Raw genomic sequence first — 24,997 nt, forward strand, 5'->3', positions numbered from 1 at the left:
TCTTGTCTCAAATTAAAATGGGATGATTACAAGCATCTTACAAAGGTGGTCACGACTGCGAGCCTGCGAGTAGTCCGAGAAACTTTTAGGAATACAGAAAGACGGACACGGCTTCTGTATTACAAAAGGATTTCTCGAAAAGTACCTATAAAATGACGGCACTTTTAACAGCCTCCGTCCCCAAGGCTGCTTAAACGTATAACAGTTGGGCGGTAGCCTATGGCGGTTAATCGTCCTTTGGGATGATTTTTATGTATAGTGGCTTATTTGCCTCTGTATGCCTATTGATTGCCGTTATGGTATTCGTTAGGTTTGTAGCCATTGGCATTAGAACCGTTCGACTGTTGTGTTTGACCTCCAAACTGATGCTGTGGATATGTGTTGTGCTCTCCCTCATTCTGTTTGGCATCTGCTTCTTGCAGGGAAGAAGGATTGCCAACAGACTGTCTGGAGTAGTTTTGCTGTGGAGAAATTCCACCAGTAATAGCATCGGAAAGATTGCCATTAGTTCCGATCTTACCCACGCTTCCATTATCATTAGATGAAGCCGAATTTAGGGAAGAAGAAATATCTGCCGTAGAAGAATTGCCCTTTTTGTCTGTATCGGATATTCCATTGGAAAAATGCCCATCTTCCTTGTCCGACTTTGTATCAACCCCCGTTGTCGTAACAATTACTCTTACTTGTGGAACTTCCGTGTGGATGATTGCAGAGCCATCAGTATTGCGCTTCAATGAAAATCCGTTCTTGAAAAATCTTCCGTCCACATACCAACCAGAGAGGGAATGCAGGGTAATGATGCGGTTGTCTCCAACTTTTTGTGAAGAGGAAATCCCCACAGCCTCCATAGCCTGTAAAAGTTTGGGTACGGTCTTGCGGTCTTTATCCCAGAGTTTGGCAAGTTGGGTATTGTCAACCATACATTGCCCACACAAGATTTCCACTTGTTGGGTCTTGCTGATAGGTACAAGTGTTGTTTCACGTTCGGCAAGAGAGGCAAGAGACATGAAGCATTCCATGCGGTCAATCTTGTACTTCTTGCAGCGAAGATACTCCATCTGTACATCGGACAGCGTGAAGTAGTAATGTATCTTTTGTTTATCCATCTTCTGTAAATTTTGAATATTATAACCATAAATGGCAAGACTGTTTTTCTCAGTAAAGAGAAAATCATCTGTGCCGTCCTCTCCTTGGGGAAATGTCCTCTGCTATAACATAGAGCTCGCCTTGCAACCTGTCATTAGAATGGCTGCTTAATCGTGAAATGCACTCAATGCAGACAGACTGGGCAAGAAGTTTTCTTCTTCCGACAGTTGCTTCATCATTGATGCCCTTGTTGGCTCCGCATTGTTCGGCAAGCTGATTGAAAGCATCACGCATCCGAAAGTAGCCGTTGCCAGTATTGATGTAGCTCACGGCAAGGTCAGCGACATTCGCCAACTTGCTTCTGTACTCCTCATGGGAAATATCGTCCTTCATCATCGCCATGTCTATTTACAAAGTTCACTCATGTGCTTGGTCGCTGCAGCCTTGGTCTCAGCCTCGGACATACTGCGGTTCTGGCGCATCCAGTTCAAAAGTTCGGACTTCTCAAAGTAGATAATCTTGCCGTTGGGACGGAAGAACGGAAGTTCATGCTTGTGTGTCATCTTGTAGAGACTACTCTTTGATATACCCATGAATAAGGCTGCTTCCTCCAGTGTCAATACTTGCTTGGCATCACGGAGTAGGTTCTCCATTATCCCAATGCGGTGCTCATGTGACTCTACCTTCAAGAGAAGAGTCTCGGTGTCGATAGTTTTGTTCATTATCCTGTAATTTATTGTTTGTAATTCGTTGTACTGCTTGTTTTGAAAGTGTAGTCCCCCAAGACAGAGAGAATTCCCTGCCCGAAAAATGGGGACTACAAAAGTGAAATTTACTGGTTGTTATCCTGAAAAGTTCCGTTTACTTGTTATCCTGTAAAAAAGTTATTCTGCGTGGATGGGTGTTGGTGGCTGCTGTCCGCTTTGTCCTCGGTATTTGCTTGTTCTCCTCACGCTGTTTGCGACCTCGAAAGGCTTTCTTCGTGTTGTCAACAGCCTTGACCTTTTCATTCGTCAGCACATCTGCATAGATGGCGGTGGATTTGAGCGACTTGTGTCCCATCAGTTTCTTGGTAGTCTCAATGTTGCCGGTAACCGCCTGCACCAAAATTCCGAATGTATGTCGGGAACAGTGAAAAGAGATATTCTTCTCAATGCCCACCTTTTTGGCTATCCTTTTAAGGGCAGCATCCACATTAGCCTTAGCAGGAAGGTGGAACACAAAATCATCATCACCTTTGGGTGGCATCCATGACAAGGCGGTATTGCCGATTGGTACGGCATTGAGAGCCTTTGTTTTCTTTTGGACGATTACAAGCGTGTTCGTTTCCTTGTTTCTCTTGATGTCACTCCACCGCAGAGCCTTGATGTCGCTTATACGAAGTCCTGTCAGACAGGCGAAACCGAAAGCCTTTTGTGTCTCTGCAACTCCTGGACTTCTCTCATCTGAAGCCATGAACCTTTTCAGTTCATCGGGAGTGAGATACTGCTTATGTGATGACTTTGGCTTGGGAAAGATGTCAGACTTCTCCAACAGGTAGAAAGGGTTAGCCTTCAATTTACCGAACTTGACAGCCTTGTTGAATACCGCCACTGTGCGCTGTTGAACATTGTGAAGCGAGCCTTCACACAAAGGCTTGGCTTCAACTCGTACATACTTCTGTGGTACATAGTCGTTCTTCAGCCAAAGGAAGAAAGCCTTGAACCATTCCTTGTCGAACTTCCTCAGAGTGATGTGAGGTCTGCGCTTGTTGGCAAGGAACTCGCTCATTAGGTATTTCAAATACTTTGACTGGTCAACAATAGCCTTGGAGTAGTCTGTATTGTCGCTCATCCAGTCGATGTAAGTCTGGATCCAGTCCATGACTTCGGGAGACTCGTCATTGGGGATTTCCTTCACAATCATCAAGTGACCTACCTCTGGGATGGTCTCTGGATGAAGAATACGCTCTGCCCTTATCTGGTGAGCACGTTGCAATGTTTCTTCGTTTCTTGCTTTGGTCTCTGCATCAACCTCTGGCAACAAATAGAGAGAAAGAAATTCAAACTTGCGCTTGCCACCATCGTAGATGTCAAGATACAAGCTTATGTTGTCGTTGGCAAGTGCCTTTTGTCTGATAGTTATTGTCATGTCTATATATATATTCGTTGTCAATGATTTATGTGAACATACCGTCAATGAGGTTTATGGCTTCCTCCTTCTTCTTATCCACGATTTTAGCATAGATTTCCGTGGTCTGAATGTTGGAATGTCCCATCAGCTTGCTTGTGGTAAAAAGGTCTGCACCGAGAGTGAGCATCATCGTTCCGAACGTGTGCCGTGAGCTATGGAATGAGATATGCTTCTCTATCCCTGCCGCTTCCGCCCATTTGCGGAGAGCCCTGCCTATAACGGTCTGTGTGGTCGGTATGTCAAAGAAAGGAATATCATTTCCTCTTGGCTTTGGCAACCACCGCTTAGCCTCTTCCGAGAGAGGTATTATAACTGGCTTCTCCGTCTTTTGCATTTCCATGTCTATGTATTCGCCCTTTCCGTCAGCGGTCTTGAAGATGTGCATCGGAGCAAGATGGTACATGTCACTTAATCGCAATCCAGTAAAACAGGCGAAGATGAAAGCCTCCTTGACCTCTGGGCGGTAACTGTCCGTAGCCATGAGGGTACGAAGTTCCTCAATGGTCAGATACTCTTTCTTGCCGTCCTTGGGCTGAATGCGCTCACGTGCATCAAGTTCTTTCATAGGGTTGTTGCGAATAATGCCTTGTCGCACAGCGTTATTGAGAGCAGTGGAGAACATTCCGAGGTATCGGCTTGCCGTATTCTCGCTGATTGGTCTTGGCTCGCCATACTTGATATGGGAGTTTGGGAAGTTACGCAAGAACTTCACATATCCACGGCAGAACTCCGCATTGACCTCTTCAAGCGAAATGAAGCCTTTGTTGGTCTCGTCAAGATACTTCTCCACGGTGTGCAGCATTTCCACACGGCAATGGAGCGTTGACTTCTTGATGCCGACACCACCTTCACAATACTTCTTTATCCATGTGGTAAGAAGCATCGAGCCTTGTTTTACTGTCTCCCAGTCCTGTATGCCGTGACCATGCAGGGCTTTGATGCGCTCTGCCTTGATGCGTTCTGCAACTGCCATAGTCTGCTTGTTCTGTTCCTTGCAAATGGGATTGATTTCGGGAACGAGGTAGAGTTTGAGGTATTCATACTTCCTCACTCCCTTGTAGTAGATGTCAAGATAGATACTCTTGTTGCCATCTGCGAGCGACTTCAACCGAATTTTAATCGGTTCTTTCAGCTTTACTTGTTTCTTTGGTCTTGCCATGATGTATGAAGTGTTATTTTGTTTTTGTATTCTGCTACATTGGAGGGTCTTTCTCCCTCTTGTTGAAAGTTCATGTCAGATATGGTTTCCTATGCTGACATTTGCTTTTCTTTCTCTTCCCTTACTTCGGAAAACTGATGTAAAGATAAGAAAACAAACCGAGAAACGAGAAACAAAACGGAAACAAGAAACAGTCTTTTATGTCTTTTTAAGAGTGAGTTTAGCAAACATCGGAAAATTCAAATTGTCGCTTAAAGCATTGATACTTAGCGCATTTACTTTCATTTGCTTTCTTGTCTTTTCAAACGCATTTTGTAGGACTAAGATATTCTTGACATCCTGCTCCTCGTTGTTCATCTTCACATACACGGAGATAGCACCGATGATAGCTACGATACCTGCAATGGCATAGCAGAGGTTGGTGACCACAGGCACATACTTCTTCAAGCTATCTGTAGAGGTCTCGATGGCTGCAAGACCGGCATCCACATTCTGTGCGAAAGTGGAAATAGACACCACCAAGAGCATCATGGTCAACATACCCATGCGTGGGTTAGAAACGAAAGACTTGGCTTTCTTCACAGTGGCTGTGGCGCAACGTTTTGCGCCGCAAGCCAAATTACTGATTACTTTGTTCATTGCTAATTGTTTCTTAGATAAAATTAAATGATTAATATTGTTTTTAAATGAAAATTGATTCTTACCACAAATGATCGGTTACACCATAATGGAAACCGAAGAATGATGGGAAGACCACCGTGGAAACACATAGGAAAATCAAACTTCCTATCAGAATAATCACGCTCTTGGTGAATCCTTCCTCTCCAGTTTGCATCTTAATGTAGATGTTGGTAGCACTATAGAGCGACAGCAAGGTGGCAATAGCGTACATGAGCTGAGCCACGTAGGAGCACATGGTCAGCACATAGGTGACCATATCATATAGCCTTCCGGTATTGCCGCTATAATCTGTTGTACCACAGTTGGCCATCGCAACCTGAGAGCATAGAAGCATGAGCAGGGCTAATGCCAATAGTCTAAAGTTATCCTTCATACTTTTAACCCTCGTTTATTTGACTGAGTGAACCCAAGATTTCAGAAGAAGTTTCATCAAATTGCTGATGACCAATTTGAAAATCCTCAATAGAGTACTCTTTCTCAGCATCTGCCTTATATGTTATCATTTCCTCTTTTGCCTTCTCTATCTTTTCATGAAGTTCTGAGGCTTTGAGATTGTTGATTTCTTCTACCGAAGCTTGCGCAAAGGTGTCCTCTGAATGAGAATCGTTTTCTTGACTTGGAGATTGTTCATCCAAAGTGTTTGTTCCATGCATGAAACTATCCTCATCAACATCCACAGGCTTTTCTTCTTCCAAAGCTTCCGGAGCTTCCTGCTCCGTAGTATGGATGATTTCCACATCTTCTTTCTTTTCTTTTCGGGATTCCTTATGACAATCAAGAGTAATGATCACCACGTAATATCCCAATAAAATGATTGTTGCTACGATAGCAAATATGCCAAATGTTCCCATTGTAATTTAAATTGTTAAATTCCTGAATACGGCTGCAAAGGAATAGCTTTTTTCCCTCATAGCGAGCAAAAACATAATAAAACTCAATTTTTAACTAAAATCGGACGTTTTGGGGCAAAAAACGTCTGACAAGTGTTAAAATTATCAAGATACCATTATGAGATTTTTATCACCTCCAAGAACGTAATGGGAGAAAAACTGTCAGATTTGATAGATTTTATCCTATCTAGTTCTTCGTTTTGTTCTTGGATGGTTCACCTCAATCTTCTTTTCTTGTTATCCGGGTCGCATACCCATTTACTACCTGCTTTTTTCTTTGCAAAGGTACGGATGCCTTGACAGACACCAAACACCATCCCCAAAGGGGATTATGGCATAAAAAACTATTTGGAAGCCTTCCCGATTGCCTTGCAATAGGGTATTCCAAAAGTTTTTAATGGCATTGCTTGGTTTTCTGTCATCATTTGGCAACCGTATTTTAAAGCACGAAAAAAGGCATAGTGGTAAAGGATACGCCGGAATGTATCTTTTAAAAAAAAGCTCGGATTCTCCAAGAACAAAAGTCTTAAAAAGGCAGTGGTTGCAGGAAATCCAGAATATATTTTATTGTTGAACTTTTAAATTTTATAGAAATGGAAAGATTAATTTCTGAAAATGACCAAGAGTTTGCGGACGTGTTCTCACGATTTGTCAATGGGAAGATGGGCAGTGCTCAGCGAGTAGGGGAAAAGTTGGCTGATGACCACAGATTTCTCGTGAATGAGAAATTCAAGGTAGTCATGGCGTTTATTGACAAACTATCCTTCTGTTATGGCAAGGGTCACTATGACCTTAGAGACGAGTGGGCTTGTAAGTTGGCGGCATCCATCATGGAGCATTTGGAAGAGCATGAATTGTATTATTCACAAATAGATAATCAGGAAGAATATGACATATTGGGCAAGTAACAGCTATCGAATCGAGGGTAAGCAAGAGGACCTTCAGCAGATTTATGACCTTTTCGTTAAGTTTGACAAGGGAAGAAGAAAGCCGTTTGATGAGCAGACATCCAAAGACTGGGAAGGTAACATCGTTTGGGCTTTGGGAGGTGAAACAAAGGATTATTATCTCCGTGGTTTCATCCAGACTTGTGAGATTTCAGAGGGACTTTTATGCATCGAGGCAGAAGAGGCATGGGGAGCCACAGACTTCCGCCATTTCCTTGAAAAGCATTATCAAGACATGAGCGTCTATTTCTGTGTGGAAGAAGAAGGTGAAGAGATTTATGCCACCAATGACATTGAGGGCAAATACTTCAAATTTCGCTATATGGTTAATTCTTGCATTGATGGAGTGGATGAATGGGAATATTTCAATACTTCAGAAGAGGCACTTCAATATATTGCCAATCGTTTGGAAATAGACTCCTTAACCATTTCTCAGTTAGAAACATGGCAAGAGAACCATGTGAATGAGGATGATTACATCTGCTTCAATGAATATAAAATAGTAGCATAAACATTAAAGGTAACGGAGAGGCTAACCACCTCTCCACAAAATAACTCATGATATGAAATACGTAGATTTTACCAAGAAGAGAATGGAACTTCACAAGGAAATTGAGAATGCCATCAAGGACTTGATGAAAGAAAAGGAAGTGAAGGAGATAGATTTAACCACAGACGAGGATACCTATGATACTGGATGGATAGTAAGGTGCTTTTACGGTGAAAGCACAGTGGAAGAGGTTCAGGTTGCAGCTATCAAGTTAGATGGTAACACATTATTATATAAGGGGAAGAATACCTGGATAACAGATTCCGATTGGCTTCCATTTGATGTATCAGACAATGTCATTGCAGGTACAATAGATACAGTTTATGATGCGGTTTTCCAGCGTATCTAAGAATTTGATTATGGGTGGAGGGTGGGGAAGATGGGGGTGGTTAATACGGCGGCGCAGGCTCATTTCTTTGGATGGAAGAAATGAGCCTGCGCGCAGTTTATATCTAAGATGTATTCTTTGCTGTTGTTTTCGTGTCCTCATGGCTACCTATAGTATGATACAATCTGATATTTGATTTAATTTAGTTTACTCTGAAAAAAGTAGTACTATATCAAAAGAGTTAGTTACTTTTATAATGTAATGAACCTATGAGACCAATGGATATAACTCTCCTATAAGGAAATATCCAAATAATTAATGGCAATGATATAGCAGTTGGTATAGAACAATATTTTATACGTATAACGGAAAATCGCAAATGCTTTGCTTTTCGTAAATTTGCAATATCGTTTAAGAAAAGTTCAGCGTTATGATTAATTTCAAGAAGTTCAACAACATCATCTCACTTACAGCATACTTCAAAACGCAGTTACATTCCCAAAATTAACTTTTTTGAAACTTTTTTTGTGCTACGAAAAAAGACTTCACTCTCCCTTTATACCTTTGCATCGTCAAAACAAGGAAGTATGGGTGAGCGGCTTAAACCAGCACACTGCTAACGTGCCGGACCGAAAGGTTCCGAAGGTTCGAAATCCTTCTGCTTCCGCACTTTGGCTCGTTAGCTCAGTTGGATTAGAGCACGACGCTACGAACGTCGGTGTCGGGAGTTCGAGTCTCTCACGAGTCACAACATTGGAGGTTTGGCAGAGTTGGTCTATTGCACCGGTCTTGAAAACCGGCAGGCGGCAACGTCTCAAAGGTTCGAATCCTTTAGCCTCCGCAAACTTGCCCTATGGTATATGGTAGCACAACGGGTTTTGGTCCTGTTAGCGAAGGTTCGATTCCATCTGGAGTTTATATGGAGTTTGTAGCTCAGTTGGTAGAGTGCCAGATTGTGGCTCTGGTGGTCGTGGGTTCGATTCCCATCAAACTCCCAAATGCTTCAATAGCACAGTGGTAGTGCAGCTCACTTGTAATGAGCAGGTCGTAGGTCCGAATCCTACTTGAAGCTCCATATAAGAAAGGCTTCTCTTCAGGCAGTTTTGCTTGAAAAGAAGCCTTTTAGCTTTTTTGTAAGACGATGTTTTGTTGATATTCGTTCATAATTTCCTCCTTTATCCTTACACGAAGTTCAGAATAGATTTGAGTCTGTCCTGTGCCTTGTTGAGCACCTGAATGGTGTCTTCGTTATTCTTATCCTTCTTGTTTTCAAGAAGAATGATAGCCTTCTTTATCAACTTGCAGTCCTCTATGGATAAAGGCATTTCAGTGATAGAATAGTCAGGATCAGCGTATCTGTAGTATATTCTATCATAAACCTCGATAGGAGCATTGTAGCCCAGTTTGTCAGATCTCATAATCTGTATATCCATCTGAACAGTTCTGGCGCATACTCCTTTGATGATTCCCTCCATGTCGTAGAGAGCGTCGCTACATGCCTCCACGAGATCTTCGAGAGTCCATCTTCTGTATCTGTTTCTCAAACAGTTGTCTATAGTTTTGTACCTTATTAAGGCATTCTTATTTGCTGGCATAGTTCTTTCATTTTAAGCGTAAAAAATGGTTGGATTTCATCCAGCTTTTTCTCGCCATGTCAGAGCAGATGCAAGCATTTGGCTAAAATGAAAAAGTTGGATTCTCCCGGCAAGGAAACTCCAACTCTTTCGTATTATCTTTGTTCTCTGTGGGGCACGCTGTTACGATACCCGATAGAAATAACTATGCGAATAATGATGTGGGAATCCTATACCGGCTGTATCTGATGTACTTGATGTATGTACATAACTATTCCGTTCAAAGCGTCGATAGCTCTGAACGAATGATTGTGATGTTATGTGCATATTTAAATTCATTTCCGTATAGGATTTTTATTGTATTTTACTTCTAAATTCTTTTAATGGGTGCAAAGATACAAAAATAGTGCGAAATCTTTTTGCGTAGCAACAAAAAAATGGTATAAACATGCGGATTTTAAGCAAAAAGAGCAGTTCTGATAGTGATAATCGGCTGATTTTCCCTGATAATGCTTCGCCCCTCGCCATGAAGGAAGCTACTGGAGTTCCACCTGATAGACTTTGCATTTATGTCAGCAGAGCATGACGTAAGTGCAAAGTCCCTCAGTCGGAAGGTGCCCACGAAACGACATCCGGTAGCTTACAAACTGAGTAGGTGGGACGCAAGCGATTCCCACTTAATCAGTTTGCCACTACTGCATGTCCATTCGTCGAGAAGGGCACTGGCTCACAGCATCCTCCTTCATTTTCCCTCCCTTCCACCTTAATTATAATATACTGGTCTTCCTCTTTATAAGCATTCTGTCTTTCCTTCTTACTGAAACCAAAATCTTTGATTCCGTATCGTCTTTGGGATTTCGGGATTCTTTTTCTTCAAAGTTATCGCATATTTGGCAAAATCCTTTTGGAGTTGTTAATTAACGCAAATATGTAAAAATACTGGACTTATTTTTCTTTCTTTTCTCTTTCTTTTATTATAATTTTCTTTATCTATTTCTTTCTTTCAGAAAGTTTTTTTTTTACCGTATAGGGTAATGTTAATGGACTTTAATGGGATTTGGTGCGTAAATAGAAATGCCCTAAATTTGCTGCCAAGAAAATTTTTGGAGTTATGAAGACAAACAGAAACAGAAATGCAGAACTCATGCTTAGAATATATGAGTCTGTCATCTTTCCTGGCAAATGCCAGCACCTATCAAGAAACGAGCGAGAAGTATTTCGCTCAGTGTGGTCATACGACATCACCTATCTATATCCGTCGGTATACAAAAAGAATGATACGGATTGGATGGAGTTCGGCTTATTCGATTCCAAGAAAGTGGGACGGATGGTGCCGTTCTATAATATACAGCAAGAAAGGTTCTTGCAGCTTTCAGAAGAATGTGTTTGGATAGAGAACTTTGTGGAGTGTCCAATGGAAATTATATATCAGGATGACTTCACCTTGACATTTACCCCAGATTATCTTCTGAAGTTAGCGGACGGGAGCATCGTCATACTCATGCTGCAGTCTTACAAGTTGTTCTCCACGCAAGATGTGCAAAAGAAATGGCATAGTCTGATGGAATATTGCAAGAAACATGGCTACGGATGCGTCATGTTTGACCTAATTAAAGGCATCAGTCTCAAATGGCTTCTTGGAATCTGGCGAAACAAGGACATGAGCAGGTTTGAAAATGAGGTATTATCTATGCTGGACAGCAAGAATAGTCATTGGATGGATGGGATTACCCTATCTAAAATCATGGATAAGCATCATGCCAACTTGTTCGACTTTCAAGTACTAGTGCTTAAGAACAATCTCTTGTTCCTCCCACAAAATGGAAAAAGAAAAGTAGATCTAATAAAGAGCCACGAACAAAACCTCTTTGATTCACAACTAATGATAGACAGTTATGCAGAAAATAATACAGCACAAAGACGAAACCATATACGAGTTAGGATGTAGTTCTGAAGACTTGGCTTTTTGGTCATCTTTTGGTTTTAAGCCATACCTATATGACAAGTTTAAGGACAGTTATTCAATAAGGAAAGTCTGTCCCTTTAGAATTCATAGGAAGGTTAGCAGCTTATCCGTAGTCTCAAATGGCAGCAAGGAAGGTCTTGCCGATAGATGGGGAAATATCATTTTGGCCTGTAAGTACGAAAGGATAGAATTATGTATCAACGATGAAGCATCAGGTATTCATGTTTTACACTTTATGGCATATACCTCTCAAAGGGTAGAAATATTTAGATATATTGGTGGAAATCCGAAGAAAGTGCTTCAATTAGAAAAACTTTGAGATGACATCTAAGTTGTCATTCTTTCTCCAGTGGGCAATCCTCACCTTTTTATGCTCTTTAAAAGCAAGTCTTTACCTCTTTAGCTTTTTACGTAGCAAAGGTAAGGCAGCTAGCTTAGATGCCAAGTACCACCGTAAGTTAGATAACAGAAATCCTGCGGCAGCCTTCCACAATCAAAGATTGGGTATTCCGCAGGATTTATGTCATCTTCCTTGGCTTTCTAAGGCATTAGCCGCCTTGTGATAGAGCACGTAAAAAGGCTATGGTGTAAACGGACATGCCGGAATATCATAAAAAAAAGTTCGGATTTACTGGAAAAAGAAGCATATAAAAAGGGCTGATGTACCAGAAATCCAGAATCTTTTTTTGAGGAGTTTGAGAGTGTGTGGATGATTGCATTCCCTTTCACTTACTTCTAAACTGAAAATGGATAGATATACGCTTTAGAGGATTATTCTTGCATATATGCAGCATATAACCTCCAAGAGTGTTAAACTGGAGCTTTAATTCTGCAGAATGAGGATACCCGGATGAAATCCATTAACTTTGTACAGATATTTAGAGTGGAAAAATATGAAAGCAACGGAGATTATATGGAAGGAAGAGAGCATCTTGCCACATAGTGCAAATGCCTATCCTAAGGGGAAACCCTATATGGTACAGATGGTGCAGGGCAATGTATTTCCTATTTCCAAGGCTCAAGCCATCAGTTTTGTCAAAATGGGATGCTGCTTGGGCGTATTGAACAGCGAAGATGTAAGAGTTGTTGAACTTTTGCTGAAGAGACATCAACTTGAAGTCTGTTATAGATATACCAAAGGAAAAGACTTTGTCAAGCTCATCAACCAGCGTGATTTAGACAAGGCCCTTCAGGCTGAGTATGGGTTTTAAAGAAATGCCCTCCGAACTCATGTGAGAACAGAGGGCTGCCAAAGGAATTATATTTCCAGAAGCAATGGAATTTCCATCGCTGCTAAAATAGATGCAAAAGTACAAAAATAATTTCCTCAGCACAAGATTTTAAGTGACATTTTAATAATTAAATAATAGAATTAGAGTATTAATAGACAAAAATGAAAAAGATTATGAAGAAAACAATGGTAGCAATGATGATGTTCATCATCTCCAGCAGTGCTTCTGCACAGAACGTGAAGGAGCCAGAGTACAATGGGCAAGTGGCAATTCTCCAAGCGGACAGTTCTTTGGTGGTGCTACAAAAAGAAGTGGCCCAAATGAAGACCAAAACCACAGGTTTTGGATACATTCCCATACCAGGCAGCAGCTTGCTTGACAAGGGTAAGTCATTTTTGCAGGTCAAAGGCAATGCCTCACCTAATAAAGTGACCCAAGGAAAGGTAACCTTGGTCATTAGAGTCAAGGACAATAATGAAGACCCGAAGAACGCAATTGGGGTGTTTCAATTCGAGGCCAAGAAGAAGGAACGCAGATATCAACTGGCTGAAGTGGGTGTGCTATCCGGCATGAAGGCTACAACATCCTTCAACACCGTTGACTATGAAGTCAAAAAGTGGGGAACAAGTTCTTATCTTATAGCCATCAAGCATCTGCAACCAGGAGAATATGGGGTGACTGCAGCCGATTTGGGCAATATCACAACATTATCAGTTAAGTAAAAATACCAATCATTTAAAATTCAAAAGTATGGGAGCAATATTTTTAGTTCTGTTTTTCGCATGGCTCTTCAAGGGATTTGGCAAAGCCATGAAGCATAGCGGCGATACCTTCAGACCAGACAAATAATCATAGGTAAAGTTCAACATTTATCATAACTCCAGCCCACCAAGCCATCGTGAGAAGGCAGGTGGGCATTTTCATTTAGTCACACTCAAAACATATTTTTTTCTTAAGCTCATAGACTTTTTCTTCGGACAGAGGTCCACATAGCCTTTCTAACAGTGGTACCATCTTGCTGGACTGAGGAACATATCTTTCATAAATTTCCACTGGGATAGTACATCGCTTCAAGAAGGTCATCAGCAAATCCTTCATTAGTTGTCCGTTTACAGTTGAATGATCATCATGATACAGGGGAATGGCCAATGAAGTAATTCCCTTGTCCTCATAGGTAGCCAGTAACTTATCAAAGCTTTGACGAATGACATCCAAATCAATGAGTTCATTGGAGTTACAAAAAGGCATCGTCATAATGAGATGCTCCGTACTCCGATATATCCATAGCAACCCAGGTCTCAGAAGCTCTCGCTCGCAGAGGCTTTGATATTTCCTAACCATTTCTGGATACTTACGAATATAGCGCAAACCGGCCTCGCCCAATATAATGCCGTGGCAAGAAACAGGGACAACAAGGGTCTGGCAATGACTGAACAGTATGTCTCCATACAGGATTTTCACATTTCCCATAAACACACTATTTGACCAATCCCTCACACATAGCTTCCACATACAAAAGAATATCATCAAAGAGTACTTTCTCATCTGAATGAAGATCAGCTTTTTGTAACTTATCAGACAATCTTTGGAATACCTCAGGTTCATACTCAAAATGGTCTATCAGGAAATACCGAAGAAACTGCTTATCCTTGGGATGTGGCAACTGAAGGAAGCGATAGACAAAAGCCATAAGCTTTTTTTGTCGAAAGCGATCCATCGTGAAACTTCTGCCTGTATCCCAGTCGAACCATACGGTCAATAAGACAGCTTCACTCTTTAATCTGTCCAACTGGATTTGAATGACTTCTATCTTAAATTTCTCTGCCAGTACGGATTGCAAGGCTATGACATCCTCCAATTTCACATTCGGTGAAATTGGAAACCGAATTTCTCGAAAGAGTACCATATTGGCAAAACCGAGATTGTTATTAAACTGTCTGGCTCTTAAGAGGAGCTCGCGATGCTTATCTTCTACACTTACCCCCATCCAGAATTCATCCGACAGAGACAAATTTTTGCTCTTTGGTTGGATATTGAAAAAATGCTTCATAATTTCTAAACTCTATAACTACTTTTTCCAAAGGTCACCATCCCTATACGTATGCTTAATCTCGTAATAAACCGCTACCAGAATAGCTACAATGACAATGCCTAAAGCTACTATCAGTCCCATAACTCCTACAAACAAGTTGGAATTTCAGCAGAGGATAACTCCTTGACGAACTCCATAAGGTTTCTGTGTCCCTTATATAGGACATCACAGTTCTTGGTTTTTTTTTTGGTTCCTTTGCTGAAGGGTCTTGGAAATCGTTTTCCCCAAATCTGTGTTTGGGAAGAATAGATAGACTTCATCAAAGTCATCGCTATCCACAACCATGTGCATGAAGTTAGAAACATGTGACATGATGATACAGGTTGCTGCTTGAGGTAGGCGGAAGTGATTCATACCCTTGAGTTCACAAAAGGCAAGATAATCCAAGAAATCATAAAACAAGCAGCACACGTGTGTTACATTCTGCCTATGTGGACGAAGTGTTATGGTTGCCGTTGTCTTCAATGAAAAAGGGCGTTGCGTATATTCAGGATTGAAAACTTCATATCCTCCAATATCATTTTTCATGCCGATTCCCTGATAGCATTTATTTACACAGAGAAACTCTACCCTTGACAGGCTCAGCGGTAATCTTGAAAAGCCCATATCCTTGAGCATTTCCTTGTCTGCTTTGTTAAGCCTCACAAGTCTTATGTCATCAGTAGTGTAAATAAATGATGAAATTTTAAGGTTGTTCATTGTCATGTTTATTTTGGTTGTTATTATTTTATATTGCATCTACCTGATGGAGCATTTCCCAGAGATTCTCAGAATTGCCTCCACCTGCAAAAAAATCACTCACGTCTTTTGACTGTTTACTACCTGGCAACAGTAAGTCTATCTTAGCTACAGGATACTTATCCTTCAATTCACGGACTCTTGAACTTGACTCTGCTTTACCAGTAGAGTCCGTGTCGTACAGGAATATTATCTTTGAGAAACGCCTGGCAAGATCATCCATGATAGATGCATGCATCTTGGCGGTCTCACTATTCAAGCATATGGCAGGAAATCCATGGGCAGCCAAAGCTAGTACATCCTTTTCGCCGCCAGTTACGATTACATATTCACCAGAAGAGGGCAGTTGCTCCTTTCCAAAGAGATAAGGCGAAGGTAGCTTTCCTGCATATAGAAAACGGTTCTCAGATCTAGGTCTATAGACCTTGAGCCCCTGACCACCATCAAAGAAATAACCATAGCAGGGAGTCAATGCAGTGGAATAGATTCCATATTGACCTCCAGATGGGTTAGTAAACAAACAACTCTTCAAACTTCTAACATGATATTTTTGAAGAGTATCTTCGCTTATACCATAATGTTCCCAATAGGAAAGTCCATCCTGCGAGAAAGTTTTCTCTTCCGTCGCAAAAGTAATCAAACCGTCTTTCTTGGAAGACGGAATTATACGAATTTCATTGCAGGTGCCCTTTATGGGAAGTCTGGAGGCATCATGCTGATCACCAAATACCCCCAGGCACATATCTTGGTCGATAGCCTTCAACAGTCGAACAAACTCCATCTGAGGATTGATGCCAAGAACCAAACCGGCCACAGCAAAGCAATTTCCTGAGAACCTGCCATCGCCAAAATCCTGCAAATAATAATAGGGCAGACCACCCGGTTTCTGATTACAGTAGAGCTTGCATGATGGACGAATATCATCCTCACGGAAAGGACTACGAAATTTTGGCTTGAGACATTCCTTACCCAGATAATGGACAAAGATATCCAAACCACCTGAAGTCTTTCTCAAGATTATCTCTTTTTCAGTCATACTAAAACCTTGCTAAGCAATTGTGAATAATTGCGATAGTTAGTATCAGGCATGGTCACGACCTCCATCATATGTTTCACTCTATCTGCCGCTCTATCGCCATAACGATTTCGAATAACATCCGATGGCAAGTTTGTGGTAACGATGGTAATCAGACGATTCTCATAACGAAATGCCAATAACTCTGCAAACGGGTTGCATTGCTGTCCATAGTTCAGAATCTTCTCTGGCTCCGCACCCAAGTCGTCAATTGCCAAAAGTGCCTCTCTTTGATATCTCTGGAATTTCTTAGGCTCATTCACATAGACATTGCAAAGCTGAGTGGCAGATATGACTACAAGACCAGCCGAAACTTGATGGGATGGGTTTGACTTGATAGGATCTTGTATATCCAATGATAAAACGAGTTTCTGAATAGCCTTGACTATTGTCGTCTTACCAGTCCCACCTAAACCACATAGCCATAACCCACACTTATAGCTATATCCCACAAGCCATCCTGAAATCATAGCCAAAGCATTCTCATGCTCAGGGCGATGAATGTAATGAATACTGGCATCATTCACGCAATTTACATAAGCCTCCGTCAAGGCATAGTGGCAGAATGATTGGTTAAGGGGCAATCTGAAAATACCTTCTGGGGTTCGTGTTGAACGAAGGCGATTCATAATCCCAATCTGCTTAAATGTCAAATTCGTTTCTATTAATTCCATTTGTAATTGATGTATAAAATGTTAGTTAGAACTGATTTGTGTATATCTTTCCTGAACTTGATGACTTTGGGGTAAACTTGGAACCATACTCCAGAGTACCAGTTCGCGCCTTCTGTTTGTTGACCCAATCACAGAAATGACTCATATAATCTTGAAAATTTTCATGGGAATCTTTTCCTCTGCACAGTATATCAAGCTCAAAAGATTCCAGTAAATGCCTAACCACTTCAACTGAATCCAGCCGATAACGCTTACAAATACCTGAAAGCCATCTGCTGTTTTGGATCAAACTATCGTAGTAGCTTTCTTTGCTTGGTTTCTTTGCTTGGTTTCTTTCAACCTCCACCAATCCAGGGCTTTCTTGAAAAGCATCATACGCACACATACACGCGGATGATGATATTTTATCTTTTTCTTCTTTATATCTTTCTATATTATGTGTCAGTTGTTCGTCTCCACTTTGTCGGAAGTTCGTCGGTCGTATGTCTGTGCTTTGTCGGTTGTTTGTCACCAGTTTGTCACCTCTAAAATTTTCAGTCTTATAACCGTATGGTACACAACTGGTTACAGGATTACACCCGCTGGTTACTTCTTGTCCAAAATCAACATTTTGGAAATAAATATTATTTTGTTGGACAAAGTTATTTTGGATAATGTTTGTGTTTGATTCTGTATTGTTAGAACTGTCTTGATAATGGCAATAATTAGAAATAGTGATAAGGTTGGAAAGGAAAGCAGAGTTTGGAAGGATTTCAATCTCACCTGTATTCTGTAACTTTTTGAGACAAGTCTTTATGCTTTGCACAGAAATACCAGTTTCATGTTGGAGGATATTCTTGCTGAGAGCCAGCTGAGCACGCCCAAGGGGACCATTAGGCAAATCTTGTCTCTGATAAGAGGCTCTTAAAAGCAAGTGAACAAAAAGGTGAACCATTTCAGCATTGGCATACCAACTCCAATCAAGAATCTTTCTATAAAGTTTAATCCACCCCACAGCATTGCTTTCTTCATCGAACTGCTGAAAACTACCATAATCCAGCATGGTAATAATAGTACCGCGGCTGTTGGAAACAATAGTAACTTCATTTGTTTTGGACAGCTTTTGCAAGCAAGTGCGCACATTACGTGGTGAAAGACCTGTTCTGCCTGAAATCTGAGCATGGCTTGTCACCAATTGTCCAGGCATAATGGTCAAAGTTTTGTATTCGGTCTTTTTCACATTAGCCTGGAGCAACAAATACAGATATAGGTGAACCATATTGGACTCACTATACCATCGCCACGAAGTAAAACTTCTTGGCAGTTTTAGCCATGTACCATTTGTTTGTATCATTTCATTTCATTTAAAAACACCTACTTGGTAGGTTGATAATTTATTAAGTTAGTTCCTGAACAATTTTAAAGGAGAGACTATTTCTACCACTTTTTGTAGATAAAACAAGACTATCATCCAGGACTTTAACCACTCGGATCTGTGTGAGGTTTCTGCTTCCACGATGCCATCTCACAGAGGTGTTCTCTATAATGTTTTTAATAATGGTCAATCGCTTCTTACAAGCGTCTGTTGAGTCTTGCCAATCATATACCGTTGGAGGAATCTTATATAGCAGACACACCATCCAGGTTGGTTTAGTATCACAATGTATTGTTTTCTTTATCTTATACATTAGGAATGCAATTTATAACACCTATTAGTCAAGAGCGTATATATCCCTTATGGGGAATCATTCTGAAAATACCAATGATACTCCTTACTTAATTCTACATAAAAAGTAACTTAACTATATTTCAATCCTATGTTGATTTGACACAATATATATTTGGCCTTATTCTTCTATTTATTGCATCTATTTTCTTCTAGGTGTTGTTGTTAATACTTCTATTCTTGATATTATTATAATGTCAAACTATAAAAGTCTAAACATTTTTCATGTTGCAAAAATAATAAAATCCTATCATATCTATAATAAATATGTAATATATTAACATATTTTATAAACTTAAAGATACATATTTTAATAGCTTACTTACAATATGATTATTTTACATGACTTTTTAAGCCTAATTTTAACAAACTGTTACTTTAGTATATTATAACATTAGTTTATGATATAATCAGTATGCGTAGTCATAATGTCAACTATATTTGCTAATAAAGAAAAAAATACAGATAATATGACACGTATTTAAATCTTTATTCGTACCTTTGCATCGTCTTTCGAGACATCATTTTCGTGGGAAAAAGTAAAGTGCCTCAACACTGTAAAATCGCCAAAATTTAACATTAATGCATGAGGCACGGAGCAACTCATATACGTGGGTTGTCTTTACGTTATTTGCTGCATTATGGGGTTTGGCGATTCCAACAGTGGGTATGGTAGGCAGCCCACTTTTTATTTTTAGGAATTTCAGTATTCAGAAAGGCTATAGGGAGGAAATAATTTTCAACAAAATAATATATATCCTTTATTTAATCATTTTTTTGCCAAATTATAATTTGACTATATGAACGGAAATGAACTAAGGAACATACTTGCAGCAAAGGGAATCATACATAAAGACCTTGCGGAGAAAATGGGCATCACACAATCTTGTTTCAGCCAATTGTTAAGAGCACAGGACATACGAACAGGATTGCTGGAGAAGATTTGTGATATTTTGAATGTTCAAATGGATTTCTTTTATGGAGACACAAAATATCTAGCACAAAACAATCAACTCATAAGAGAAGACATCAAGTCTCTAAGTAAACAACTGGACAAGATACAAATCCAGTGTTCTCAAATCATTTATCAAAATACTAAAGCCAGGTAAAAGATATATATAAAGACGCCCTCATAGCCAAGTATATCTCAACTTTAGCATGAGGGCTTACAAAAATGTTAGACAAAGACTTTTATCCCTTGATGACGGCAATAGGCAGAAGATGGGTTCTTATTTTAACCAAGTCCATCTCTTGTGATAGAACCTCCTCGATGTTCTTATATGCAGAAGCAGCTTCCTCCAAATCCTGCTGGCATCTGATGGCATGAACGATGCCTTTTTCTTCAAGCTTGTTAATCTCATCCTCAAGGTTCAATGTTCTCACGGCCTCGGTACGGCTCATGGCTCTACCTGCCCCATGGGAACAACTCATAAAACTCAGTGGATTGCCAAGTCCCTCCACAATGTAGCTGCTGGTACCTTGTGAACCTGGTATGATTCCAATTTCACCCTCACGTGCGCTAGTTGCTCCTTTTCTATGCACTATACACATATCGTCAAAATGGGTTTCCCATGCCGCATAGTTATGGGCAATATTAATCATGGACTCAAACGTCACTTCCGGTAAGGCATCAGCAATGACTTCTTCTATACGCTCCATCATCAGTTTTCTATTGCACAGTCCAAAAGCTATGCAGTATTCCATCTCATGCCAATAATCATTGAATTCCTGTGTCTTCAACGGAAGGAAAGGTAAATTGATCTCTGGCTTGACCACAGAGAAATATCTCTCATTGAGCACGGCAGCCTTATTGTTATAATAGTCACCAACTTGCTTGCCTAGGTTTCTGGAACCTGAATGAATCATAATCCAAAGAAAGCCCTCGTCATCTTTCTGCAACTCTATGAAATGATTGCCTCCTCCAAGTGTACCCACCTGTTTGGTGGCTGAAACATATTGACGCTTGACCACTGTCATATTCTCAATATCAAATTCTTGAGGCATATACTTCTCGTCCTGGGCCGTCTTGTGATGTTCCATTCCAAGAGGTATCTGCTTTCTGATTCCACGCATAATTTTCTTGCGTAGAACGTCCTGTGCTATGGTCTCTACCTTAATATTAGTCTTAACTGCACACATGCCACATCCAATGTCCACGCCAACGGCATTTGGTATCACGGCATTCTTAGTTGCCAATACTGAGCCGATAGGCATACCTTTACCACCGTGCAAGTCTGGCATAAGCGCCAAGTGGTGATACAAAAAAGGCAAGCTACAGAGGTTCGTTATTTGCCTCCACGCCGTTGCATCACAAACAGATGCCCACATCTTAACAGGGGTGTTATTAATCAAAAATTCTTTCATTACTATAGTCTCCTATTCTTTAAAATTTGTACTGCAAAATTAGTCTATAAGTGCGCAGTATTTTTGCGCAGTTGGAAATAATTTCTTGCTTGGGTCAAAAAAAACTTAAGTGCGCAGATAGATTGCGCAGTTTTTGTTTCTCTTTGCAGCTTAAGAACAAAAGAATAGGATTATGATATTATAAGGTGGAGAATTGTCTCTCCACCTCTTTATGTTTATACTCAAATCCTTTATATGTTATTGCATGGATATCAACTACTCTGTTGGGGAGTATGCCAATATTCCAACTTGCATCCTAGTCAGATTGTATATGTCCTCGATAACAGACCAGGAGCATTTGTCTGAACCAAACATCTTCTGAGCTTGAATCAGTTGATGCAGTTCTTTTTGTATGTCTCGCTTACCGTAAGGAATACGAAGCACCATGTTGATGGTGCTGGCCAGTCTAGCTGAAGGATTTAGTAATGCATGCATAAAGAACACATTCAGATCACTATCACAATCATTTATAGCGAACCTATAGTTTCCTGTTTCCAAAATTTTGCAGATGTTCGTATATCCTTGTGCCCCAGCAATGATTATATCACCATCAAAGAAGAAATCCAATATATCTTTTTTCTCTTCATCCATATAGTAATATTTTAAATCATCATGCTTAAAAAGGAATCACTATACCAGGATTGTGCGATAACAATGTTTTCTCCTGGAAGTATGAAGGATTGTATGAAATGATCCTTTTACCTCCATAATGCGTAGAGGAGAACAGAGACTTGCATCTATCTTCCCAGTTTTTGAAAGCCTTTTCCGAATATACTTTTTGTGGGTACAGTTCGTCGAGTTCTTTTTCCCGGCCTACTTTCTCATTGAGAAATGATGGTCGTGAATTTCCTTGCTCGTCATATTTGCTCTTGGAGCACAACACGTAGGAAGAGAATGGCATTTCCCTGGATTTTTTCTCCATCCAATCAACACCCTTAATCAGACTTTCCATGTGAGCTTCCCTTATTCTAACCCATGCTCGCCTTGTTGGTTTTGCTGTTTCTTGCATGAAGTCAGAATATGCCCATTTTTTAAGTGGCCCCAGAAATAATTTAATCATTGCCGACATTTTTGCATTTTTTTAGCTGGATTTGTACATTCTATCATATTATTTTGTATCTTTGCCAAAAGGATGGAAAGTTGCCATTCTTCTCACGCTTTTAGATATGAGAAAAATTGTTTTAGTCGTTTTATTAACCATGTGTATGATGATGGAAGCAAAGATACGTAAACCTGCCGTAGCAGGACAATTTTATGCAGGCGATACCCGGGAACTTCGCCATGACTTGAAGGAGTGTTTTCTGCAATGCAAGGCTTCACCCTTGAAACCTGTGCAAGCTATCATTGTCCCACATGCCGGTTATGTCTTCTCTGGCGTAACCACAGCATCTGCTTTTGCCTGCATCCAACCAGACGCACAATATGAACACATTTTCTTGTTGGGACCTAGTCATCATGTTTATCTTGACAAGGCTTCGGTGAATATTGAAGCGACAGAATATGCAACGCCACTTGGTAATGTCCCGGTGGATACTGCACTCTGCAAATCTCTGTTGGAACAGAGCGATGCTTTTACCTATAATAATAAGGCACACGACAGCGAGCACTGTCTGGAAGTGGAGCTTCCTTTCTTGCAGTATCACTTCAAGAAGGTAGTTCCCATCGTTCCAATCATCATTGCCACGCAAAAGTTGAGCATACTTCAAAAGATAGCCCGTGTCCTCCAGCCATATATGAACGAAAGAAATCTGTTTGTCATCAGTAGTGATTTCTCACATTATCCAGCTTATCTTGATGCCAAAAGGGTGGATGGACTTACTAAGGATGCCATCATGACGGGCAAGGCGGAAGCATTCGTAAAAGCCATCTTGCACAACCAGGAATTGAACATCAACAGTCTTGCCACAAGTGCTTGTGGAGAAGCGGCTATTGCCACACTCCTGATGATGACAGAAAATGATGCCAACATCCATCCACATCACATCATGTACCGCAATTCGGGTGATTCGCCCTACGGAGGAAAGGATAGGGTAGTAGGGTATCATTCATTTATCTTTACAAGAGATGAAGTAAAGCCGGTTGAATCAAGAGAAAAAGACGAGGCAAACTTTTCACTAAGTGACGAAGACAAAAAGATGCTCAAGGAGATAGCTTACGATGCCATCAGGATGACCTTGGAGGGTAGGAGTTATCAATTTCCCAGCCATCTGTCGGAAAAACTAAAGACCCTATGTGGAGCTTTTGTATCTCTGCATAAGCACGGCAGGCTGAGAGGTTGCATCGGACATTTCGGAGAGGATATGCCACTTTATAAGACGGTCTGCCAAATGGCGAAGGCTGCAGCCTTTGAAGACCCAAGATTTCCAGCAGTCAATATAACCGAGCTTCCAGACATCGACATAGAGATTTCCGTGCTTACCCCGATGAAGCGCATCCATTCCATCGACAAATTTCAACTGGGCAAGCAAGGCATTTACATGCGTAAGGGCAATCGTGCAGGAACCTTCTTGCCACAAGTTGCCGATGAGGTGTCTTGGACTAAGGAGGAATTTCTCGGACATTGTGCGCAAGATAAAGCTGGCATTGGCTGGGAAGGCTGGAGAACTGCCGAACTTTATACCTACGAGGCAATCATATTCTGATTTTAAACATCCAAAGAATTCAAAATCGTATGATAAAACAAAAGGTTAGGAAACATGAAGGAATGTAGATATTATACGAAGATAGAGGAGGGCAAAGATGGAGGCAAGAGCCTGAAGGTAAGATGCGAGCTTTGCCCCCATCGTTGCGTCATCCCGGATGGAAAGCATGGGATATGTGGAAGCCGATGGAATTTCAAGGGCAAATTGTATTCCATTGTTTATGGCAAGCCATGTGCCTTGGCAGATGACCCTGTCGAGAAGAAGCCTCTCAATGAGTTTCATCCCGGCACCCGATGCCTGTCCTTGTCATGTACGGGGTGTAACTTTCGGTGTCTTAACTGTCAGAACTATGACATTTCGCAAGCGCTGCCCTCTGATGTGAATTTTTATGAGCTATCACCCCATGAAATTGTTGACATCGCCATGCAGCATCATCTGCCAGGAATCGCATTTACCTATACAGAGCCTCTTACCTATTATGAGTATATCCATGACATAGCGAAGGTATCACATGAGTATGGGCTATGGAATATTCTCGTCTCGGCAGGTTACATCAATCCAGAGCCCTTGCAGGAGCTCCTTCCTTATATAGATGCCGCTAACATAGACATCAAGGCTTTCTCCGATACGATGTATATGCATCAATGTGGTGGACATCTAAAACCAGTACTTGATACCTTGCTAGCCATGCAGAAGTCTGATGTTCATCTGGAGATAACCAATCTCTTGATTCCAGGTGTCAATGATAGTGAGAAGATGATCAGGAAGATGTGCCGCTGGCTCGTCTCGAATGGCTTTGCCCAGAATCCACTACATTTCAGCAGGTTCTTCCCTCTTTATAAGATGCAGGATGCTTCTCCAACGCCAAAAGAAACCATATATTTGGCAAAAAGGGTTGCATTGGAAGAAGGGATGAAATTTATTTACTTGGGAAATATATAGCAAATATATGATACCTGCACCATTCCATTTGTACCGATTGGAGCTATCATTGGCAGCAGCCGTGACAAGCTCTTCGTTATCAGCAAGGTCTGGAATACATGTACACATAAGGATGATTATGATAAATTATCTTTACGCCCT

27 protein-coding genes, 5 tRNA genes and 1 pseudogene are annotated in these 24,997 nt (G+C 40.8%); 15 read left to right on the plus strand and 18 right to left on the minus strand.

Annotation, left to right across the window (positions count from 1 at the left end; all coding sequences use genetic code 11):
* Positions 1-281 precede the first annotated feature (281 nt).
* The 8 genes from KUA50_RS16260 to KUA50_RS16295 all read right to left on the minus strand — a co-directional run bounded on the left by KUA50_RS16260 (position 282) and on the right by KUA50_RS16295 (position 5,949).
* Positions 282-1,106, minus strand: a complete 825-nt coding sequence (locus KUA50_RS16260) for a hypothetical protein (protein ID WP_218456534.1) — start codon at positions 1,104-1,106, stop codon at positions 282-284.
* Positions 1,107-1,170: 64 nt separating this feature from the next.
* Positions 1,171-1,482, minus strand: coding sequence for a hypothetical protein (locus tag KUA50_RS16265; protein WP_250700101.1), 312 nt, complete (start codon positions 1,480-1,482; stop codon positions 1,171-1,173).
* Between the two features lie 8 nt (positions 1,483-1,490).
* Complete coding sequence (locus KUA50_RS16270) at positions 1,491-1,808, minus strand: helix-turn-helix domain-containing protein (protein WP_004302115.1); 318 nt, start codon at positions 1,806-1,808, stop codon at positions 1,491-1,493.
* A gap of 139 nt (positions 1,809-1,947) precedes the next feature.
* Complete coding sequence (locus KUA50_RS16275) at positions 1,948-3,216, minus strand: site-specific integrase (RefSeq protein WP_218456535.1); 1,269 nt, start codon at positions 3,214-3,216, stop codon at positions 1,948-1,950.
* A gap of 28 nt (positions 3,217-3,244) precedes the next feature.
* Positions 3,245-4,417, minus strand: a complete 1,173-nt coding sequence (locus KUA50_RS16280; RefSeq protein WP_218456536.1) for a site-specific integrase — start codon at positions 4,415-4,417, stop codon at positions 3,245-3,247.
* A 198-nt stretch (positions 4,418-4,615) separates the two neighbouring features.
* Positions 4,616-5,056, minus strand: coding sequence for a DUF4134 family protein (locus KUA50_RS16285; protein ID WP_218456537.1), 441 nt, complete (start codon positions 5,054-5,056; stop codon positions 4,616-4,618).
* Positions 5,057-5,117: 61 nt separating this feature from the next.
* A complete protein-coding gene (locus tag KUA50_RS16290; protein ID WP_218456538.1) occupies positions 5,118-5,471 on the minus strand; it encodes a DUF4134 family protein in 354 nt (117 codons plus the stop codon).
* Positions 5,472-5,475: 4 nt separating this feature from the next.
* Entirely contained in the window at positions 5,476-5,949 is a 474-nt protein-coding gene (locus KUA50_RS16295; RefSeq protein ID WP_218456539.1) for a hypothetical protein, read from the minus strand.
* A 632-nt stretch (positions 5,950-6,581) separates the two neighbouring features.
* On the opposite strand from KUA50_RS16295, the gene KUA50_RS16300 reads away from it, so the two are divergent.
* The 8 genes from KUA50_RS16300 (at position 6,582) to KUA50_RS16335 (ending at position 8,888) form a co-directional block, all read left to right on the plus strand.
* Positions 6,582-6,896 carry a sulfide:quinone reductase gene (locus KUA50_RS16300; protein WP_256624203.1) on the plus strand — a complete coding sequence of 105 codons (315 nt, stop codon included), beginning with the start codon at positions 6,582-6,584 and terminating at the stop codon, positions 6,894-6,896.
* Positions 6,877-7,446, plus strand: coding sequence for a hypothetical protein (locus KUA50_RS16305; protein ID WP_218456540.1), 570 nt, complete (start codon positions 6,877-6,879; stop codon positions 7,444-7,446). The genes KUA50_RS16300 and KUA50_RS16305 overlap by 20 nt, the downstream gene beginning before the upstream one ends.
* Positions 7,447-7,498: 52 nt before the next feature.
* Positions 7,499-7,834: a hypothetical protein gene (locus tag KUA50_RS16310; RefSeq protein WP_218456541.1), complete on the plus strand. Its 336-nt coding sequence runs from the start codon at positions 7,499-7,501 to the stop codon at positions 7,832-7,834.
* Between the two features lie 560 nt (positions 7,835-8,394).
* Positions 8,395-8,480: transfer RNA gene (locus tag KUA50_RS16315), tRNA-Ser, on the plus strand.
* A gap of 6 nt (positions 8,481-8,486) precedes the next feature.
* Positions 8,487-8,561, plus strand: a tRNA-Arg gene (locus tag KUA50_RS16320).
* Positions 8,562-8,568: 7 nt separating this feature from the next.
* A tRNA-Ser gene (locus KUA50_RS16325) sits at positions 8,569-8,654 on the plus strand.
* 81 nt (positions 8,655-8,735) lie between these two features.
* Positions 8,736-8,808 (plus strand) — tRNA-His (locus KUA50_RS16330).
* A gap of 5 nt (positions 8,809-8,813) precedes the next feature.
* Positions 8,814-8,888: transfer RNA gene (locus KUA50_RS16335), tRNA-Thr, on the plus strand.
* Between the two features lie 240 nt (positions 8,889-9,128).
* Here KUA50_RS16335 and KUA50_RS16340 read toward each other — a convergent pair.
* A pseudogene (locus tag KUA50_RS16340) lies at positions 9,129-9,408 on the minus strand (hypothetical protein); the annotation flags it as partial.
* Between the two features lie 1,090 nt (positions 9,409-10,498).
* On the opposite strand from KUA50_RS16340, the gene KUA50_RS16345 reads away from it, so the two are divergent.
* The 4 genes from KUA50_RS16345 to KUA50_RS16360 all read left to right on the plus strand — a co-directional run bounded on the left by KUA50_RS16345 (position 10,499) and on the right by KUA50_RS16360 (position 13,307).
* Positions 10,499-11,335: a hypothetical protein gene (locus KUA50_RS16345; protein WP_218456543.1), complete on the plus strand. Its 837-nt coding sequence runs from the start codon at positions 10,499-10,501 to the stop codon at positions 11,333-11,335.
* Positions 11,283-11,672 carry a hypothetical protein gene (locus KUA50_RS16350; RefSeq protein ID WP_218456544.1) on the plus strand — a complete coding sequence of 130 codons (390 nt, stop codon included), beginning with the start codon at positions 11,283-11,285 and terminating at the stop codon, positions 11,670-11,672. Before KUA50_RS16345 ends, KUA50_RS16350 begins: the two co-directional genes overlap by 53 nt.
* Before the next feature lie 574 nt (positions 11,673-12,246).
* Positions 12,247-12,564 (plus strand): hypothetical protein, encoded by a 318-nt coding sequence (locus KUA50_RS16355; protein ID WP_218456545.1) that lies wholly within the window; start codon positions 12,247-12,249, stop codon positions 12,562-12,564.
* Between the two features lie 194 nt (positions 12,565-12,758).
* Entirely contained in the window at positions 12,759-13,307 is a 549-nt protein-coding gene (locus KUA50_RS16360; protein WP_218456546.1) for a hypothetical protein, read from the plus strand.
* A gap of 202 nt (positions 13,308-13,509) precedes the next feature.
* Here the strand turns inward: KUA50_RS16360 and KUA50_RS16365 are convergent, their stop codons facing one another.
* From KUA50_RS16365 to KUA50_RS16390, 6 genes are all read right to left on the minus strand, one after another.
* The gene (locus tag KUA50_RS16365; protein ID WP_218456547.1) at positions 13,510-14,097 is read right to left on the minus strand and encodes a hypothetical protein; all 588 of its coding nucleotides are present in this window, start codon (positions 14,095-14,097) and stop codon (positions 13,510-13,512) included.
* Positions 14,063-14,635, minus strand: coding sequence for a hypothetical protein (locus KUA50_RS16370; protein WP_218456548.1), 573 nt, complete (start codon positions 14,633-14,635; stop codon positions 14,063-14,065). The genes KUA50_RS16365 and KUA50_RS16370 overlap by 35 nt, the downstream gene beginning before the upstream one ends.
* 207 nt (positions 14,636-14,842) lie before the next feature.
* Positions 14,843-15,382 (minus strand): hypothetical protein, encoded by a 540-nt coding sequence (locus KUA50_RS16375; RefSeq protein WP_218456549.1) that lies wholly within the window; start codon positions 15,380-15,382, stop codon positions 14,843-14,845.
* 22 nt (positions 15,383-15,404) lie between these two features.
* On the minus strand, positions 15,405-16,430 hold the full coding sequence (locus KUA50_RS16380; protein WP_256624204.1) for a toprim domain-containing protein: 1,026 nt from the start codon (positions 16,428-16,430) through the stop codon (positions 15,405-15,407).
* 17 nt (positions 16,431-16,447) lie between these two features.
* Complete coding sequence (locus KUA50_RS16385; protein ID WP_218456551.1) at positions 16,448-17,164, minus strand: hypothetical protein; 717 nt, start codon at positions 17,162-17,164, stop codon at positions 16,448-16,450.
* A gap of 25 nt (positions 17,165-17,189) precedes the next feature.
* A complete protein-coding gene (locus KUA50_RS16390) occupies positions 17,190-18,497 on the minus strand; it encodes a hypothetical protein (protein ID WP_218456552.1) in 1,308 nt (435 codons plus the stop codon).
* A gap of 1,172 nt (positions 18,498-19,669) precedes the next feature.
* Here KUA50_RS16390 and KUA50_RS16395 point away from each other — a divergent pair.
* A complete protein-coding gene (locus KUA50_RS16395; RefSeq protein WP_218456553.1) occupies positions 19,670-19,978 on the plus strand; it encodes a helix-turn-helix domain-containing protein in 309 nt (102 codons plus the stop codon).
* 82 nt (positions 19,979-20,060) lie between these two features.
* Here KUA50_RS16395 and KUA50_RS16400 read toward each other — a convergent pair whose 3' ends face one another.
* The 3 genes from KUA50_RS16400 to KUA50_RS16410 all read right to left on the minus strand — a co-directional run bounded on the left by KUA50_RS16400 (position 20,061) and on the right by KUA50_RS16410 (position 22,332).
* Positions 20,061-21,233: an RtcB family protein gene (locus tag KUA50_RS16400; RefSeq protein WP_218456554.1), complete on the minus strand. Its 1,173-nt coding sequence runs from the start codon at positions 21,231-21,233 to the stop codon at positions 20,061-20,063.
* A 255-nt stretch (positions 21,234-21,488) separates the two neighbouring features.
* On the minus strand, positions 21,489-21,863 hold the full coding sequence (locus KUA50_RS16405; RefSeq protein WP_218456555.1) for a hypothetical protein: 375 nt from the start codon (positions 21,861-21,863) through the stop codon (positions 21,489-21,491).
* A gap of 25 nt (positions 21,864-21,888) precedes the next feature.
* Positions 21,889-22,332, minus strand: a complete 444-nt coding sequence (locus KUA50_RS16410) for a hypothetical protein (protein WP_318346089.1) — start codon at positions 22,330-22,332, stop codon at positions 21,889-21,891.
* A gap of 106 nt (positions 22,333-22,438) precedes the next feature.
* Between KUA50_RS16410 and amrB the strand changes: the two genes are divergently transcribed.
* The gene (gene amrB, locus KUA50_RS16415; protein WP_218456557.1) at positions 22,439-23,914 is read left to right on the plus strand and encodes an AmmeMemoRadiSam system protein B; all 1,476 of its coding nucleotides are present in this window, start codon (positions 22,439-22,441) and stop codon (positions 23,912-23,914) included.
* 54 nt (positions 23,915-23,968) lie between these two features.
* Positions 23,969-24,856 (plus strand): AmmeMemoRadiSam system radical SAM enzyme, encoded by an 888-nt coding sequence (amrS, locus tag KUA50_RS16420; RefSeq protein WP_134844270.1) that lies wholly within the window; start codon positions 23,969-23,971, stop codon positions 24,854-24,856.
* Positions 24,857-24,997 lie beyond the last annotated feature (141 nt).

It is taken from the genome of Segatella hominis, from assembly GCF_019249725.2.
GTDB lineage: Bacteria > Bacteroidota > Bacteroidia > Bacteroidales > Bacteroidaceae > Prevotella.